Annotated in this window: 13 protein-coding genes; 4 read left to right on the top strand and 9 right to left on the bottom strand. The window is 44.2% G+C overall.

Annotated elements, in window-relative coordinates; translation table 11 throughout:
- Positions 1-34 precede the first annotated feature (34 nt).
- From ACP7AA_RS00310 to ACP7AA_RS00300, 3 genes are all read right to left on the bottom strand, one after another.
- Positions 35-2,413, bottom strand: coding sequence for an FdhF/YdeP family oxidoreductase (locus ACP7AA_RS00310; RefSeq protein WP_426222308.1), 2,379 nt, complete (start codon positions 2,411-2,413; stop codon positions 35-37).
- 215 nt (positions 2,414-2,628) lie between these two features.
- The gene (locus ACP7AA_RS00305) at positions 2,629-3,597 is read right to left on the bottom strand and encodes a c-type cytochrome (protein WP_265088601.1); all 969 of its coding nucleotides are present in this window, start codon (positions 3,595-3,597) and stop codon (positions 2,629-2,631) included.
- A complete protein-coding gene (locus ACP7AA_RS00300) occupies positions 3,597-4,973 on the bottom strand; it encodes a cytochrome c (protein ID WP_372829963.1) in 1,377 nt (458 codons plus the stop codon). Before ACP7AA_RS00300 ends, ACP7AA_RS00305 begins: the two co-directional genes overlap by 1 nt.
- Positions 4,974-5,220: 247 nt before the next feature.
- On the opposite strand from ACP7AA_RS00300, the gene ACP7AA_RS00295 reads away from it, so the two are divergent.
- Together ACP7AA_RS00295 and ACP7AA_RS00290 are read left to right on the top strand one after the other, a co-directional pair.
- The gene (locus ACP7AA_RS00295) at positions 5,221-7,443 is read left to right on the top strand and encodes a sensor histidine kinase (RefSeq protein WP_426222307.1); all 2,223 of its coding nucleotides are present in this window, start codon (positions 5,221-5,223) and stop codon (positions 7,441-7,443) included.
- Positions 7,444-7,548: 105 nt separating this feature from the next.
- The gene (locus tag ACP7AA_RS00290; protein ID WP_426222306.1) at positions 7,549-8,202 is read left to right on the top strand and encodes a response regulator transcription factor; all 654 of its coding nucleotides are present in this window, start codon (positions 7,549-7,551) and stop codon (positions 8,200-8,202) included.
- Between the two features lie 82 nt (positions 8,203-8,284).
- On the opposite strand, the gene ACP7AA_RS00285 is transcribed toward ACP7AA_RS00290, so the two are convergent.
- The 4 genes from ACP7AA_RS00285 to ACP7AA_RS00270 all read right to left on the bottom strand — a co-directional run bounded on the left by ACP7AA_RS00285 (position 8,285) and on the right by ACP7AA_RS00270 (position 12,575).
- A complete protein-coding gene (locus tag ACP7AA_RS00285; RefSeq protein WP_183620875.1) occupies positions 8,285-9,079 on the bottom strand; it encodes an ABC transporter ATP-binding protein in 795 nt (264 codons plus the stop codon).
- Between the two features lie 31 nt (positions 9,080-9,110).
- Positions 9,111-10,010, bottom strand: a complete 900-nt coding sequence (locus ACP7AA_RS00280) for an ABC transporter permease (protein ID WP_183620874.1) — start codon at positions 10,008-10,010, stop codon at positions 9,111-9,113.
- A gap of 364 nt (positions 10,011-10,374) precedes the next feature.
- A complete protein-coding gene (locus ACP7AA_RS00275; protein ID WP_201625707.1) occupies positions 10,375-11,403 on the bottom strand; it encodes an ABC transporter substrate-binding protein in 1,029 nt (342 codons plus the stop codon).
- A gap of 122 nt (positions 11,404-11,525) precedes the next feature.
- Positions 11,526-12,575: an ABC transporter substrate-binding protein gene (locus ACP7AA_RS00270; RefSeq protein WP_201629942.1), complete on the bottom strand. Its 1,050-nt coding sequence runs from the start codon at positions 12,573-12,575 to the stop codon at positions 11,526-11,528.
- A gap of 506 nt (positions 12,576-13,081) precedes the next feature.
- Between ACP7AA_RS00270 and ACP7AA_RS00265 the strand changes: the two genes are divergently transcribed.
- Entirely contained in the window at positions 13,082-13,459 is a 378-nt protein-coding gene (locus ACP7AA_RS00265; protein WP_426222305.1) for a hypothetical protein, read from the top strand.
- 98 nt (positions 13,460-13,557) lie between these two features.
- On the opposite strand, the gene metG is transcribed toward ACP7AA_RS00265, so the two are convergent.
- The gene (metG, locus tag ACP7AA_RS00260) at positions 13,558-15,675 is read right to left on the bottom strand and encodes a methionine--tRNA ligase (RefSeq protein ID WP_426222304.1); all 2,118 of its coding nucleotides are present in this window, start codon (positions 15,673-15,675) and stop codon (positions 13,558-13,560) included.
- A 392-nt stretch (positions 15,676-16,067) separates the two neighbouring features.
- On the bottom strand, positions 16,068-17,483 hold the full coding sequence (locus tag ACP7AA_RS00255) for a GntP family permease (RefSeq protein WP_426222303.1): 1,416 nt from the start codon (positions 17,481-17,483) through the stop codon (positions 16,068-16,070).
- A gap of 332 nt (positions 17,484-17,815) precedes the next feature.
- Here ACP7AA_RS00255 and ACP7AA_RS00250 point away from each other — a divergent pair, with 332 nt between their 5' ends.
- Entirely contained in the window at positions 17,816-18,529 is a 714-nt protein-coding gene (locus ACP7AA_RS00250; RefSeq protein WP_426222302.1) for a CoA transferase subunit A, read from the top strand.
- Positions 18,530-18,607: the final 78 nt, after the last annotated feature.

Raw genomic sequence — 18,607 nt, 5'->3', positions numbered from 1 at the left:
TATTTTAACCATTATTGTAGGACATCAAGCGCTATTAAGCGGTAGCTGCCAACATGCCTTCATTAACGCGCTGTAAAACAACAGTAACTGACTTATAAGCAGGTGTCCTCGAGTCAGGAGCATGACTGTCCAAGTCAATAAGGTCGTTACATTCAGGATAATAGGTCGCCACCGCGTTGGCAGCGATGTCCATCTCAGTAAGTATCAAAGGACCCAAGGTACGCCGCTCATCCTTGCTGTCTTGCCGCGATACCATGACGCTATCGCCTTTTTGCCAGCCTAAACGCTTGATTTCATCAGGATGCATAAATAACACATCGCGGCGGTTGGTTTGGCGATAGCGGTCTTTAAACCCGAAAATCATGGTATTAAATTGATCATGACTACGGACGCTAGTCAATTGCCATACTTTTTGCTCAGTATTTTTTTCTACATTGCCATTTTCAAGATTACTGTCTGCAAAATCACTATCTTTAGAATTTTCGCTCCTGCCATTGCTGTGATAGTCTGCGCTAGTTTGTGCCATTTGCGCGGCGACATAAGTAATCGGATATTGCGGTACTTCAAATTGGGCTTTGCCACTATCGGTATTCCAAACGCGATGACGTGCTGGGTGGTATAAATGAAAACCGCGCTCGCTTTCACGGATACGCTCATTAAAGTTCTCGAAGCCGTCAATAGCACGGGCAATATAATTACGGATGATATCGAAGTCGCTACCCATGGTCTGCCATGGAATTGACGAATCAGACCCAAGCACATGGGTTGCCATATCAGCCACAATTTGCGCTTCAGACTTTAAATCATCACTAATCGGTTTTAGACGTCCTTGTGTGGGCACAATCTGGCACATAGAATCTTCAATCGTTGCAAACTGCTCGCCTTTAGCCGTTATCACGCGTTCGGTGCGGCCTATACAAGGCAAGATTAAGTTGTTTGCACCCGGATATAGCATGGTTTCATTGAGCTTGGTAGCGACAAAAACATTAAGCTGAGTAGTGGTTAAGGCGGTTTGAATCGCACTCTTATCGGGTGCGGCAACGGCATAATTACCGCCCATACTGATAAAGGCTTTAAGTTTACCTTGCATCAATGCTTTAGCTCCAGCAATGACATCAAGTCCATCTTCTTGCGGCATAGGGCGCTTAAACACGCGCTCAAGGCTATCAAGTAGGCTTTGTTTAGGGCGCTCATGGATACCCATAGTGCGATCGCCCTGCACATTGGAGTGACCACGCACCGGCGAGGCGCCTGCACCATCGATACCAATCATACCCATCAGCAGCAGCAAATTGGTAATCATAGCGACATTATCTTCGCCCTGTACGTGTTGGGTAATGCCCATGCCCCACGTACAGATAGTGGCAGGACTGTCTGCCACGAGCTTGGCAAGGTTGATGATGTCTGCTTGCGTAATACCAGAGCCAAGCTCAATATCTGTCCAAGATTGGGCGATCAGCCATTGTTTTAAATCATCAAATCCTGAAGTATGAGTGCTAATAAACTCACTATCAATCTTATCGTTTTCTACCAGCCATTTAGCCAAACCAGTCAATAAAGCGACATCACCACCGATTTGAATTTGAATGACCTCATCGACCATCTCATCGCTTTGTCCTGCAGCCATATGGGTTGGTTTTTGTGGATTCCTAAACTTGCTTAAACCCTGCTCACGCATCGGGTTGATAGAGATAATACGGCAGCCTTGTTTATGAGCGTGCGCCAACATCTCAAGCATACGTGGATGATTGGTGGCAGGGTTTTGCCCAAACAGCATAATCAACTTTGCTTGCTCAAAATCTTCTAAAACTACGGTGGCTTTACCGACGCCTAATTGTTTGCCAAGCATTACTGACGTTGGCTCATGACACATGTTTGAGCAATCTGGCAAATTATTGGTGCCAAAACAGCGTACAAACAGCTGAAACATAAAAGCTGGCTCGTTGGTCACGCGTCCTGAAGTATAAAATAAGGCTTCATCTGGTGAATCAAGATTTTTTAAGACATCAGCGATACGCTCATAAGCCGCTTGCCAAGAAATAGCGATGTAACGATCTTGCGCTGCATCATAATATAACGGCTCTGATAAGCGTCCGCTATGCTCAAGCTCATAGCCTGACCAACTTTGCAGTTCGGTCACGCTATGTCTGGCAAAGAACGCTGCATCTGCACGTTGGTTCATGGTTTCACTGGCAATGACTTTGATACCGTTTTCACAGACATCGATAACTTTATGGGTCTTATGGTCAGGCCACGCACAGCCTGGACAGTCAAAGCCGCCGTTGGGCTGGTTGCTATGCAAGGTACTTATGCTGCCACGCAAAAAAGCCTTATAATCCATTAACTTACGAGTAGAAGCAACCAAAGCTGGCCAACCAGCAGCAGGATGGGTATAAACAGGAATTTTGCGCATGACAGACCTCATAAGCGAATGGCGATAAGTAAGGGCTACTATAATAAAAGTGATTATGTTAAGTGCTACTACATTAAGTGCTACTATATAATGGCTGATAAGAAATGTTGACTTTCATTACTTATAGATAACAAAAAACCTCAAAGCAAATGATGCGTTTGAGGTTTTTCTATTTTATAAATCAGCATGACTGATATGTTGTCAGGCTAGCGCATTTAATAACGGGCATCTTTAGGTTTGTTACCGTTTGGCCAGTCATTTACTTTACCAGCAAAATCAGGACGCGGTTGATGGGTGAAAAATTCAGCGACATCGATCGCGTCTTGATCACTCAGCACGTTACCATGACCCCATAAGCCTTTGGTTTGAATGCCCATTGGCATATTGTACTTAACAAAAGCCGCGGCTTTATAAGTACGCGCCAACCCAGCGCCAATGTTAAAGGATTCATCGCCCCATAATGGCGGGAAGACAATATCGCCGCGACTGTCTTTCATGCCTTCGCCGTTATCACCATGACAGGTCGCGCATTGTACTTGGTAGATTTTTTCACCGCGTACAGGATTGCCAACCAAAGATTCATCCACTTTACCAGCGTTTTGGATATCGACCTTTTGTTCTTTCGGCGTGTTTTGGGATAGCCATTTCATATAGGCCAACATTGCCAACATTTCAGGTGATTCAGGTTTTAAAGGTTTGCCATTCATCGAACGCTGGAAGCAGCCATTAATACGCTTGGTTAAATCAACTTCTTTACCAGCACGAGGCATCACGCGCGGGTAGAAGTTATAACTGTTGATATAGGGGTCGCCAAGCGGGATTTTACCTTGCGAGATATGGCAACTATTACAGTTCATTTGCGCGCCAACGTGCTCGGGCAGTAAACGCTTGGTTTCGTTTAATAAGCGTTTGCCATAAAAGATTTCATCAGCGTTTGGCTCATCCAAGATAGAGGTATCTTGCGGCAGCACATAGGTACCGACATCTTCGTTGGCATCATCAGCAGTAACTAAGCCATATTTAGGGGCATTTTGCTCGATAGGCTCTGGCTGTGAGCAACCACTACTGATAGCGGCGATACTAACCACTGAGGCAGTCAGAACAGCGGTGGTCAGTTTGCTCATTTTCATTTTCTGAGAGATAACGCTAACAATAGCAGGCAGGTTGTGTGGAGAGTTTTTCATTATTTTGCTCCTTTTGTTTGCGCATCAATACTTAAATCTGGGGCGATATCGGTACTGGTTTTTGGTTTTTTAGCGAGGAAAGCGCGCATTTTTACCACATCATCGACACCAATTTCAGGCGCTTGGTTGGTCCAGCTATTACGTACATAGTTGACCACTTCTGCCACATCCGCATCACTTAAGTTAGTGAATTCAGGCATGGTAAAGGCCATGCGGTCGTGCGGAGTTTCTGGCATGCGACCACCGCTCAAGGTGATTTGTAGTACCGAGTCGGCATTTTTCGCATATACCGCACTATTCCCATCAAGGGCTGGGAAGATACGCGCCACGCCTTTACCATCGGCACGGTGACAAACTTGGCAATACTCGGCGTACAAAATTGAGCCGCGCGAATCATAGTTGCCATCAAGCAGTTTTTGCGTGGTAATGTCTTTTTTCGCCGGCAAGGTTTTTTCTTTATTTGGCGCGGGCGTTAAGGTCTTTAGATAAGATGACATGGCGTTGATATCATAGTCTGTCATATATTGCGTGCTGTGCTCGACCACTTCGGCCATGGCGCCAAAGGCAGCTGTGGTGTCAGTGCGACCGGTTTTAAAGAAGTCATTCAGTTCTGCGACCGTCCACGTACCCAAACCGCGATGTTCACCGCGAATACTTTTGGCGCGCCAGCCATCGATAACCGCACCGCTCAAATATTCTTCTGAGTCGGCATTATTTAAGGCGATTTCTTGGAAGCCAATACCGCGGCCAGTATGACAAGAGCCGCAGTGCCCAGGACCTTCAACTAAGTATTGTCCACGAGCCAACACTGCATCATCACTTTCAGCGACAAAGTCACGTTTTGGGTCAAACATTGCTTGCCAGTATGCTAAGGGCCAACGCCAGTTTGCCACCGGTGGTAACTCGCTTTTTAGATTGGCTTGCTTGACGGGTTTGACGTCTGACATAAAAAAGGCGTACATCGCGGCCAAATCTTCATCTGGCATAAGCTGATAAGAAGGATAGGGCATCGCAGGGTAAAGGGCTTTATTATCACGACGCACGCCATGCTTGACGGCATTTTTAAAGTCAGTAAAAGTATACTGACCAATACCGGTTTCTTTATCAGGGGTAATGTTGGTTGAATAAATCGCACCCAGTGGTGTCAGCATAGGCAGGCCGCCTGCATAAGTCTCGCCATCTAACGTGGTATGACAAGCAACACAGTCAGCGGTACGCGCGACGTATTCCCCTTGTTTAATAAGTGCAGGGTCGGTGATATTGACCTCGATGTCACTGCTACTCGTGCGCATATTAGGCAGTATTTGCCCAATGATAAACGCTAAAATCAGCCCGACAATGGCTGCCATAATAATGATTAATGGCCACTTTTTCATAAGCCTGCCCTCCATAAAAATAGTCTGTAAAAATATTACTGCGCTTACTGTCGCTATCTATGTTGTGAGGCTTATTGGTAATGCCTGATTTTTATATTCGATAGCAATCATTAAGCTCAGCCAATTAAAAGATACAATCTTGCTATGTAGTATAGAATATGGCGTAATATGCTGATATTGTGGAAAACCACATTAATCATATGGTTTTAATAAATTTTACAAACTTGGACGTCTTAAGTCGCAAATAATGCCTATAAATACCATTGATTTTTTATCGAAAATTGCGCTTAGAACCATAGCCTTGAGGGTGTTGCAAGAGTTAATACCCTTTATGGCTCTGATGGCATTAAATGCTTGCTTGGTTATGTCGATGGCAAACGCCCAGACGTATTATTTAGGCGTGCTGGCGCCGCAAGGCGAAACAGTTGCGCAAGAACGCTGGCAACCTTGGCTCAATCAGCTTAACGAGCAGTTGCAAGAGGACACAGTGGTCTTGGTGCCGCTAGCGTTAGAGAATTGGCAGCAGGAAATTGAGGCGCAGCAGTTTGCCTTAGTGCTTGGACCACAAGTACAGCTGATTAAAATGAATACCACCCATTGGCGCTGGCTTGCGACCTTGCAAGCGGATACGGCGCCAACTAAATTGACTGCGCCTGCTGATATCAATGGTAAAAACTTTAATGAAAAAGGTTTTAACACCAAAACCGCTGATAAGCAGTTTTCCGCAACGGTTAGCTTAGCCAATGAATTTAATAAGCTCAGTCAGGGTGGTTCGTTAAAAGAACCTAGCGCTATGGAAGAAGTGGCCAGTGCACTTTGGGTAAAGGCGGACAGCGGCATTTATCAGCTGCAAGATTTGCAGCAGCGTAAAATTGCTGCCGTCGATGCCGAGGCTTTTGGTGGCTATCTATTGGTCGCGCATTTATTACAACAAAATGGTGTGCCATCCAACCGTTATCAGACCCAGTTCGTCGGTTATCCTATTGAGCGCACGTTAAATGCACTAGCGAATGGCAGCGTAGATGCAGCAATAGCCCCGCTTTGCTTGATGGAAGAGATGGCGCGGCAAGGGAAAGTTAGCGAGAAACAATACCGTCTTATTCACCCTGTTGCGACCGCTTCTAGCTGTCAATCTTCAACGCCGATATATCCCAATTGGACATTGGCGGCGACCGAGCAAGCGCCAAATGCTTTGGTGCGACAGATTAATCAAAATTTATTTGGTACAAGTCAATCAGAGCAGGAGTTGTTAGGAATAAATCAGGGCTGGCTACCACCCGAATCGAGTAGTAATGCTGAGCGTATCCTCTATGATATGAACCGTCATCCCGCCCAAAAGCAGCTGGGCGCGCATATGGTTGAATGGGTAAAGGCGCATCGATTGTGGATGGCGGTTATTGTTTTAATTATTCTCATATCAACAGTAAATTATGCGTGGATGAGTTGGCTGGCATGGCGACGGCGGCAAAAAATAACCCTACAAAATCGATTGATTCGTGATTATGACCAGCAGCTACGTCAATCAGAACGCTTCGCTGTCATCGGTGAAATGAGTGGATCAATCGCCCATGAAATCAATCAGCCGCTGGCGACCATTCAAAATTATGCCCAAGGATTACTGATTCGCAGTCAAAACAGTCAAAACAGTCAAGAAAGGACGTGGCTGGATAAAAACTCTTTAAATAGTCTGCATGCGGTAGAAAAGTCGCTAACTGATAAACAAGCCACTGACAAACAAGTGACAGAAACTGCGCTGCAGCAAATTGTCAATGAAACCGAGCGGGTCGCGGCTGTTATTAGTAATATTCGGAGCTGGGCAGGGCGCTCACAGCCGGATGAAGTGAGGGTGGATATCGCCACTACTTATGAGCAGTGTATATTGCTATTGGGTGAGAAGGCTTCAGCCATGAGTTTTTGGCTAACGAGCGACTATCCATCGTTGCAGTTGCCAAGCCTAGTTCTTGACCAGTTATTGATGAATAGTATGGTAAACGCCGAGCAGCAAGGGGCGACGCAGATAATGTTACGTTGTCAGGCAGAAGATTATAATGGAAAATCTTATATAGTATTGCATATGACCGATGATGCAGGCGGTTTTGATGAGGCGCAGTTGCTTGACCATAAACAGTTAACTGGTAATAAGCAGCTAGTTGATAATAAATCACAGCAGCGTCTAGCTAATCATTACGCCACCAAATCAACCAAAGCCAATGGTTTAGGTTTGGGTCTGATGATATGTCAGCGCTTGTGCAAGTCACTTGGCGGTATGATGCGACTTAGTAATATAGAAGTGCAGCAGGAGCTTAATTGCATACAAGCGTTAGACGGTTATCAGCAACGCTTTAAGCGTAACTTAAATGGTAAAGTGCGCTTGATGAACACTGAAAACACTTACACGCCAGCAAACAAGATAGGTGCGCAAGTGTCTTTTTATCTGCCGCTGCATTTGGCTGATAATGCTGAGAAATAAAGCAATCAAAAGCGAAAGCAATCAAAAGAGAAAGTAAGCATAAGAGAGCTATGAATAACCAAGCGCCTATAAACTTTGTAAATTAACTTAATCATAAGGTCGCGTATGAATGCTCAGCATCATCTCAATAAGCGCTCAGAATGGCAAACGCCAGTTGATAACAGTAGTGACTCTCTACTGATTCATATCATCGACGATGAAGAACGCGTGCGTACATCCTGTGATTTTCTGATTAGCAGCTTAGGATTACCGACCCAAGTATGGTCAAGTGCTCTGATATTTTTACAGCAAGTCGATATCTATCGCCCAGCAGTGGTGGTCAGTGATCTAATGATGCCAGAAATGAGCGGTCAGGCACTACAAGCGTATCTTAATAAACATGACAGTCCGATAGGGTTTATTGCGTTAACTGGCAAGGGTGAGATTGCTGATGCGGTTAACATGCTCAAACAAGGTGCCGCTGATTATCTCGAAAAACCGATTAATAGTCACCGTTTACAAGAAGCGCTTGCGCGTGCACAAGCCTTAACACTCAAGCGTGCTCAGCTTTATAATATTAAAAAACTCTATGCGCAGCTGACCGATAAAGAAAAGCAGGTAGCCAATGAGTTACTGCAAGGCAATCTGAATAAAAATATCGCCGACCATTTAGATATATCGGTCCGTACGGTAGAGGTACATCGCTCACAGGTGATGAAAAAAATGCAAGCGCAGCATGTCAGTGAGTTGATTCAAAAATTGGTCATGCTTGATTCTTAATAACTAAAACAGTCATAAAAAAAACGCCTGCTATTAAACAGGCGTTTTATTTTTTTAAATTCAAAATATTTTGCTAAATGATTTAGCTTAATATCAAGCTATCATCTTCGACTTTTTCACCGCGAGTCTGCTCAAACATATCGAGTAAGTCATGCACATTCATGCCTTTACGAATATCGCCTGCGACATCGAGCACTACTTGTCCTTGATGGAGCATCACGGTACGCGTGCCATGGGCTAATGCCTGCTGCATCGAGTGCGTAACCATCATCGTCGTGAGCTGATTATCCGTGACGATTTTATCGGTCAACTCTAAAACGAAAGCCGCAGTCTTAGGGTCAAGGGCAGCCGTATGCTCATCAAGCAGTAGAATCTTAGATGGCTGCAATGATGCCATCAGCAAGCTAACTGCTTGACGTTGACCACCGGATAACAGGCCCATACGGTCGGTTAAACGATTCTCTAAACCCAATTTTAATACTGACAGTTTCTCGCGAAATAAGTCACGGTTATTTTGGTTTAGCGCAAAGCTTAAACCACGTTTGCCGCCGCGCTTATAGGCAAGCGCCATGTTTTCTTCGATGGTTAGTGCCTCACAAGTTCCCGCCATCGGGTCTTGGAATACACGAGCCACCCAATGAGCACGTTGGTGCGCGGTTTTTTTGGTGACATCGATGCCATTTAACAAGATTGAACCGCTATCGACGCGCGTGGTGCCACTGACCGCATTTAAAAAGGTCGATTTACCCGCGCCATTGGTACCGATAACAGTCACAAACTCGCCATCAGCGATATTCAGATTGATACCGCGTAGGGCAGGGTTTTCAATGGGCGTTCCAGGATTAAAGGTCAACCGCAAATCTGTAGCTTGCATCATAATAATTATTCCTTATGGTTGCACATTGACATTAAGCCCGAACTTTACGACTTAAAAATTTATTTTTAGCTTTGGGCAATACCAAGGCCAATACCACGAGCAGCGCTGTAATCAAGTTTAAATCCTGCGGACCAAAACCAATACTACGTAGCGTATCGCTCGATAGGGCAACCTGAATAAACAGCTTGTACAATACCGCACCGACAACCACAGCAAAGGTAATCAGCCAAATCCGCTTGGCAGGAATAATAGTCTCACCGATGATGACCGCTGCCAGACCAATGACAATCGTACCGATACCGATCGAGATATCTGCGCCACCTTGCGTCTGCACAAATAGCGCACCCGCTAGAGCAATCAAACCGTTGGAGATTGCCATACCGATGATGGTCATCCACGAGGTGTTGATACCTTGCGCCTGTGCCATACGTAGGTTTGAGCCGGTCGCACGCATCGATAAACCCGTCTCGGTACTATAAAACCAGTTTAAAAATAACATGGCCAGTAGCACGACAACACCAATAATTAAGCAGCGCATCCAGTAACCATTGCCATCATGGACCAAGGTACTAAAGACCGTGGTTTCACCCAATAGTGGCAAGTTTGGCGCACCCATAATCCGTAGATTGACAGAATATAAGGCAACCATCACAAGAATACTGGCAAGCAGCTGCAAAATGCCCAGTTTGACGTGTAGCCATGCGGTGACAATACCGGCAACTGACCCTGCTAGCATACCAAAGGCACAAGCAAGCCAAGGATTGATACCGGCAATGATAGAAATACCAGCGACGGCGCCACCTAACGGAAAGCTACCGTCAGCGGTCAAATCTGGAAAGTCGAGGGTACGAAATGAGATTAGGACGCCAAGCGCCACTAGGCCATAAATCAGACCACTTTCAAGCGCACCAAAAAAAGCAATTAAAGACATAAGAGATCAGTAAGTCATAACCAAGCGTTTAGCAAATAACACTCCAGTGATTCATAGAATAAGTGAGCGCTATATAGCGGCGCTATTTTATTTATAAATGAATCTATATATAAATCTATACGTGAATTTTAGCTAAACGACTAAGCGGTGAATTTAACAGATTGGGTTATCTGCAGCTAGGGTAAAACAAGACTTGTCATTATTACGCATAATCATAAGTCCTGCTCATTTAAAGCCTTTAAAAAATAAGCCCAGCCTACTGACTGATAGCTGGGTTTTGTCTGCGCTAAATAAATAGCGGTATCGCCCATAGACAATAATTGATAAAAATTACCGTCTATCAGTGCGATACCAGAAGTCGCAGTTATTCTACCACTACTTTTGCTTTATCGATAACGGCTTGTGGCAAAGTAATGCCTTCGGCTTTCGCATTTTTTGGACTGACATATAAATCAAGCGATTGCGGGGTATAAACAGGGATAGCACCGGCTTTTTCACCGTTTAAAATACGCGTAACGATTTTACCAGTTTCGCGGCCCAAATCGTAATAGTTTACCCCTAAAGCCGCAACGGCACCGCGCTCAACAGAGCTGGTATCAGAGGCAATTAGTGGAATCTTGCTTTCTTTAGCGATTTGGTACAGTGATTCATACGCTGAAACGACGTTATTATCGGTTGAGGTATAAATCATATCAACTTTACCCTCAAGGCTACGGGCAGCCATTGCGATATCGTTACTACGCTGAGCGGGCGCTTCGTGTACGTTGATACCTAGTGGCGTTAGGTTATCTTTCAATGCTTTTAAAACGATGGTTGAGTTCACTTCGCCTGGGCTATAAACATAGCCGACGTTTTTTAAGCTTGGGATAATTTGACGCATCAAATCGATTTGCGGTGCATAAGGCAGGGCATCAGAGGCGCCCGTGACGTTGGTGCCAGAACCATCAAGCTTGGGCACCAGTTTGGCTGCTACAGGGTCAGTCACTGCTGAGAATACCATGGGAATGGTGCTGGTAGAGGCAGCCACAGACTGAGCTGATGGTGTTGCAATGGCAACGATGACGTCTGGTGCATCAGCGACGAATTGCTTAGCAATCTGACCGGCGGTAGCGGTATTACCTTGGGCGCTTTGGAAGTTGATGGTTAAATTCTCACCTTCTTTAAAGCCGGCATCATTTAATTCATCGATAACGCCTTTACGTACGTCATCGAGTGCTGGATGCTCAACGATGGCGGTAATAGCGACCGTTTTCATGGCAGCTTTGGCATCGCCACCTGTTGCAGCGCCGTCAGTGGTATTGGCATCTTGTGCGGGTTGGTTACAGCCGGTCAAGATAGCGGTGCAAACACCGCCCCATAATAAAGCTTTTGCAAAACGATTTTGATACAACATGGGTCTGACTCCTGAAAATAATAATGTGTCCGTACATTATATAAAAGATAAATAAAAGGTAGCGCTGACTGCTTGTTAATCACGGTCTTTCTATTCAATGCTCACTGCTGTTTTGCCAGCGATTACTTACTGGTCTTTTGTGCTTCTTTATCGACATTGATGGCGTTTTTAAGTAAATCTGCTGATAGGCTGGTACCTTGTTCAGCGGCGTGTTTTGGGCTGACATATAGCGTCAAGGTGTTCATCACTTGCGGTGCAATATCTTTGGTAGCTTCACCATTTAATACCCGATAAACCATTTTGCCCGTAGTACGACCAAAGTCATAATCATTAACCCCAAGTGCCGCAGTCGCACCGCGTCTGACGCTAAATTCATCTGAGGCAATGACTGGGATATCAAGCTCGTTAGCTGCACTGGCCATGGCTTCAAAAGCCGAGACCACGTTGTTATCCAATGAGGTATAAATAACCTCTACTTTGCCTGCAAGACTACGAGTCGCCATTGCAACATCGGTAGGGCGGTTAGCAGTTACGCCCAATATCTTAAGCCCACGTGCTGGTGCCGCTTTTTCAAGTTGCTTAAGGACCACCACAGAGTTGGCTTCACCTGGGCTATAAACATAACCAATGGTTTTTACATTTGGGACAATTTTTTGAATATTGTCTAACTGTGGCTCAATGGGTAATTCGCTCGACAGACCGGTCACGTTGGTTTGGATAGGCACATCATTTTCGTCAATCAGCTTCGCTGCTACAGGGTCTGAGATGGCAGTATAAATAACGGGAACGGTTTTGGTCGACGCCACGATTGATTGCGCAGAAGGTGTTGAGATGGCGACGATAGCATCTGGATTGTCACCAGCGAACTGTTTGGCAATTTGCCCTGCGGTTGCAGTATTACCTTGCGCGCTTTGAAAGTTAACTTTTAGGTTTTGACCTTCTACATAACCATTTTCAGCCAGCTCATCAATAATGCCACGGCGCATCTCATCTAAAGAAGGATGCTCGACAATCTGAGTGATGGCTAAGGTTTTGGCAGGCTTATCGTTAGTTGCGCTGTCATCAGCAGTGGCCGCAGGGTCAGTAGCATTATTAGAGCAGGCGGTTAATCCAAGCGCCGCGCTAATAGCAGCGCCGCACAGGCTAAGGCGTAAAGTAGTGGCAAAGGTCATTTTATTTTGGCTCATAGGTTAAAAGGTGCAGGTTACCCGAGTCAATGTTATGTGCATGCTGAGATAACGGGCGAACATTAAGGTAATCAATCCATTGATCATTACGTCCATATTATGACAGTAATGTAACTTATGGCAATAAGAAAATAAAACGCGTTTGTCATTAGCTTTATAAAGGAGGATTTAAATCAATTCTTGTTGGATAAATAATTTCGTTATCAGATTCTTTATACATAGTTACCAATGAATTTTGGGCAATAAAAAAGATGCCACGAAAGCATCTTTTTATTCGGTAAAATTACAATCAAAAAGCTTACAAGCTAGCAACGCATCTATTACGAACGCCCTTCATAATTAACATAAGCTAGTTTTTATACGAGAATTATAGTGAGTCCGAAATTCACATTACTATAAAATTCACATTACTATTATGCTGACTTGATGAATGTACAACCCATTCTAATATCTACTTAATATTTTTCAAACGAATATTTTAAGGTAACATTATGAACACTTCTAATCTTAAACTATTGACCATCGCTGGCATTACTGCTATCTCATTGATTTGCTTACCTGCTACGGCAAAAGATGGAAATGGAAATGCCAAGGGCAAAGCTGTTTATATTAATAAAGGTTATAACCATCATAGCAACGCCCAACCTAATATCAACGCTTATCGCAATGCTAGCCCTAATGCCTCATTCAAACGTGATCTTGATCAATACGGTTATAGAGTAGTCGGCAAGATTGATAGGAATATTTATGATCGTTCGGTAATTTTAGACCGTTATGATGACCGCTACGTTCGTATTCGCACGCCAGAAAATAAAATTGTGACGGTCATTAATGATACGTTGCAGATTATTGATATTTTAACTAGATAGACAGCAAGCTTACTTTCTATTATTTTTCACATAAGAACAAAAAACGGTCTATTTCGACCGTTTTTTTTGTTCTTTAATTATTACTTAATTTAACGTTTTTAAGCCAGCACATCGCCAATCACGCAGTTGTCTGGTAATGTCACTACCGTTAACTGAGTTTTTGGATTGCCCGTTGATAGCACCATCCCTTCTGAGATGCCAAATTTCATTTTACGCGGCGCAAGATTGGTGACGCAAATTACCTTTTTATCCAGTAATTGCTCAGGCTCATAAAACTTACGGATACCGCTAAAGACATTACGCGGTTTGTCTTCGCCAACGTCTAGGGTAAATTGTAAAAGCTTATCCGCGCCTTCGACATAATTACAGGCTAAGACGTGCGCCACTTTCATCTCAACTTTGGCAAAGTCTTCGATACCGATATAGTCAGCTTGTTCAGCATTGGTATCAGTATCAGCCTTTTCTGCTGGCTGAGTGTTTACTGCCGCTGTTTTATTATCTGAATTATTATCGCTGCTAGTAGTAGGGGCTTCTGCTTGCGCCAATGAGGCCTTTGAGTCTTCAACCATTGCCGCAACGTCTTTTTCTTCGATACGCTGCATTAAAGGTTTAAATTTATTGATTTTATGACCAAGCAACCACTCATTACGGCTAGCAAAGCTTAAATCGTCAATATTTAAGAATTCTTTGGCATTGGCCGTCAGCTCAGGTAATACTGGCGCCAGATAAACCATCAATTGGCGGAAGATATTAATCGCCACCGAGCAGACGTCTTGAACTTCTTGCTCAGACCCTTCTTGCTTGGCAAGCGACCAAGGTTTTTTCTCGTCGATATATTCATTAGCTTTATCGGCGCACTGCATGATTAAGCGCATCGCACGCGAGAACTCACGGTTTTCATAAGCGGCGGCAATCTCATCACCGGTTTTGGTAATATCTTCTAATAATTCAGACTCTACGCAAACCTCAGACAGCATACCGTCGTATTTCTTCACGATAAAACCGGCGCTACGACTGGCGATATTGACCACTTTACCCACCAAGTCAGAGTTGACCTTTTGCATAAAGTCTTCTAAATCAAGGTTGATGTCCTCAACTTTGTCAGACAGCTTACTGGCGAAATAATAACGCAAGTATTCAGGATGCAAATGCTCCGCGTAAGTTTCGGCTTTGATAAAGGTGCCGCGTGACTTACTCATTTTTTCGCCATTGACCATCAAGAAACCGTGGGCAAAGACACCTGTCGGCGTACGGAACTCACTACCGGCAAGCATCGCTGGCCAAAATAGCGCATGGAAGTAAACGATGTCTTTACCGATGAAATGATAAACCTCGGTTTTATGCTCGTTTTCTTGCATCCAATAACGGTCAAAATCAAGCGCTTGGTCGGTACCTTCGCGCTTGTCACATAGATTTTTAAAGCTTGCCATATAGCCGACTGGCGCATCTAGCCACACATAAAAGTACTTGTCTGGCTCATCGCTTGGCGTATCTGGAATTTGGAAACCAAAGTAGGGTGCATCACGCGAGATATCCCAGCTGGTCAAGCCAGCGTCAAACCACTCTTGCAGTTTATTGGCAACCGACGTTTGCAAGCGATTTTCGCTACGGGTCCAATCTTTTAAGAACTGCTCAAATTCTGGTAAGTCAAAGAAGTAATGCTTAGAAGTTTTAAGTACTGGCGTCGCATTGGATAACGTTGAGTGCGGATTGATAAGGTCGGTCGCATCATAGGTGGTACCGCACACTTCACAATTATCGCCATATTGGTCAAGCGCGCCGCATTCGGGGCACTCTCCTTTGACAAAACGATCGGCTAAAAACAGCTGTTTTTCAGGGTCAAAAAGCTGCTTCACATCCTTTGTGCTGATATGCCCGGCGCTATTAAGGCGGCGATAAATCAGCTCAGAGAATTCTCGATTCTCTTCTGAATGCGTTGAATGATAATTATCAAAATTAATCAAAAATTTGGCAAAGTCCGCTTCATGTGAGGCTTTTACCGAGGCGATTTGCTCTTCTGGCGTGACGCCATTGGCTTCAGCTTTGAGCATAATGGCGGTGCCATGAGCGTCATCGGCGCAGACATAGGTGACTTGATGGCCCTGTGCTTTCATCGCACGTACCCAAATGTCGGTTTGAATATACTCTACAAGATGCCCCAAATGGATATAGCCATTGGCGTAGGGCAGCGCACTGGTTACTAGAATCTCACGCACTTTCATCACCTATATTTTTATATAAACGGGTTGGTTATCAAACGTCTCAAGCGCTTTATGACGAGCAGGCGCGATATGATTAATATTAAATCATCAATGCTAAAAACGTCTAAAAACTTACAAAAAAGAGAAAAATTAAAAAAGTGTGCCTATGATACCGTAATTCAGCCAATTTTGTGACATTCCTCAGTAATTAATCCATTAACCAACATAGTCATTGGCTCTGTTATGCCGATAAGTTTCTATGCATTTATTAAGTATCAATAAGCTATTTTTTTAAAGAGGATCGTCATAAAGTGGCGATAAAAAACCCACTAAGCAATTTGCCAAGTGGGTTTATAAAAGATGCAATTTTTGCGAGTTAAAGTCTGTTTTCAACGTCCGACTTTCTTTTAAAATGAGCCAAACATCGTCCCTAAAATGATAACGGCGACCACCGCAATAAGTGGAATCACCATCGTCACCATGGCAACGTTTAGATAGGATTGCTTATGGGTCAAGCCACAAATCGCCAGTAAGGTGATGACCGCACCACTATGAGGTAGCGTATCCAAACCACCGGCTGCCATCACAGCAACACGGTGCATCAGCTCTGGATCAATACCCGCGGCCACTGCCATTCTTAAATAATCTTCACCCAACGTCGATAGGGCAATACTCAAACCACCAGACGATGAGCCCGTAATACCAGCCAGCGTGGTCATCGCCACTGCTTCTGAAATCAAAGGATTGTCAGGATTTAGGTTTAAGATGCTATCACGAATGATAAGGAAGCCTGCTAGCGAGGCGATAACCGCACCATAACCCACTTCTGAGGCGGTGTTAAAAATCGGCAACATCGAATCATAAGTACCACGGTTAATGGTTTTTTGTAGGTTGTTCCAATGACCAATACGCAGCACAATGAGTACGGTACAAGCAACCACCAATGAGATAATGATGGACCATAAGCCAAGCGAGCCTGCGATATTTAAGTCCGGAAATTGAGTTTGTAAGCCGCTAAAGTCGAGCGACGGGAAAATAGCATAAGTTAATAAAGCGTTTAGGGCGATGACCAGCACCAGCGGAATCATAGCAACAGTAAACGAGGTGTGATGCGTACTTAGGGTCTCAGATGCTGGTTTTGCCGCACCAACGCCACCGACATCCTCTTCATCATGCTGACCGTAGCCTTCACCTACTGCATTGGCTTTTCTAGCACGAGATTGCAACCATAACCAACCACAAATAAACATGATGCTACCGCCGATAAGACCCAAGATAGGCGCGGCAAAGACGTTGGTATTATAGTAAGGAATCGGAATGGCATTCTGAATGGCGGGCGTGCCGGGCAATGCTGTCATGGTAAAGGTAAATGAACCTAAGGCAATCGCTGCCGGAATCAAGCGCTTAGGAATATCAGCGGCTTTAAACAAGTCTTTGGCGATTGGATAGATGGCAAAGGCCACCACAAATAACGACACGCCGCCATAGGTTAAGATGGCGCAAACTAAGATGACCGCTAAAATGGCTTTACTGGCACCGAGCTTTTCGACCACGGTATTGGCAATCGCTGTCGCCGCGCCAGAGTCTGCCATCAAACGCCCAAATAGCGCGCCCAATAAGAAAATAGGGAAGAACTTCAGTAAGAATCCACTTAACGCCCCCATAAAGACATCGGTATAGGCGGGGATACTGCTTAAAAAATCACCTGAAAGTAATACGGCTAATATCGCCATAATCGGTGCTAAAATCAGCACTGAGTAACCGCGATAAGCAAAAAACATCAATAGTAATAAAGTGATGACAATAGCAAATGTACTCATCATGATCCGCCCTCCTTGGCAAAGTTCAAGCATCGAGTATGCAGGGCATATTGACATGGGTCAATAAAATTAATCAAAATATGCAGTATTCAATATTTTATCAAACATAAATCTAGACTGCTGTCATAGTGAATGAGGATGTCTTAAATGACGGCGCTGGCGCGTAAGTTCTTACCGTTATTCTCTTCTCGCTAACACAATAATATGGTAACTTAGCATTACAGCCGTATCTAATATATCGATAGATAATGTATTGCTATAAATCTATAAATGAAAGCAAATCATCATTGATGATGACTGTTAATAACAAAAACTCGACTTGCAAGGAGATAAGCATGAGTCGCTCAAAAGTATATAGTAGTGCCGAAGAGGCGCTAAAAGGTGTGGTAAGTGATGGACAAACACTTGCTATCGGCGGTTTTGGTCTGTGTGGTATTCCTGAGGCGCTCATCGAAGCGTTACGTGATAGTGGCGTCAAAGATTTGACCTGTATCAGTAATAATGCCGGCGTCGATGAGTTTGGTTTAGGTTTGCTATTACAAACCCGTCAAATTAAAAAAATGATTTCATCTTATGTCGGTGAAAATAAAGAGTTTGAGCGTCAATACTTGGCAGGTGAGTTAGAAGTTGAATTAACGCCGCAAGGGACATTGGCAGAAAAATTACGTTCAGGTGGTGCTGGTATTCCAGCGTTTTATACGGCGACGGGCGTCGGCACACAAGTAGCTGAAGGCAAAGAGACGCGTGATTTTGATGGCCGTACTTATGTGCTTGAGCATTCATTGCGTGCGGATGTGGCATTAATCAAAGCGCAAAAAGCAGATAAAGCGGGTAATTTAATCTTTAATAAGACGGCGCGTAACTTTAATCCAGATTGCGCCATGGCAGGCAAAATTACCATCGTCGAAGTCGAAGAAATCGTAGAAACCGGCACCTTTGATCCTGATGAAGTGCATCTACCAGGTATCTTTGTGCAGCGTATCGTCTTAAACAGCAATCCTGAAAAACGTATTGAAAAAACCACCACTAAAGCCGTTGAAAGCGCTTAAGTTATTCAGTGATTTGATAAAAATATTTTTAAATGATTATATTAATAATAGAGCAGTGTAAAAAATAAGGAAGTTACC

This window comes from Psychrobacter sp. DWR1-2-3 (genome assembly GCF_049896465.1).
Taxonomy (GTDB): Bacteria; Pseudomonadota; Gammaproteobacteria; order Pseudomonadales; family Moraxellaceae; genus Psychrobacter; species Psychrobacter maritimus.
This window is presented reverse-complemented; position numbering and strand designations above follow the sequence as displayed.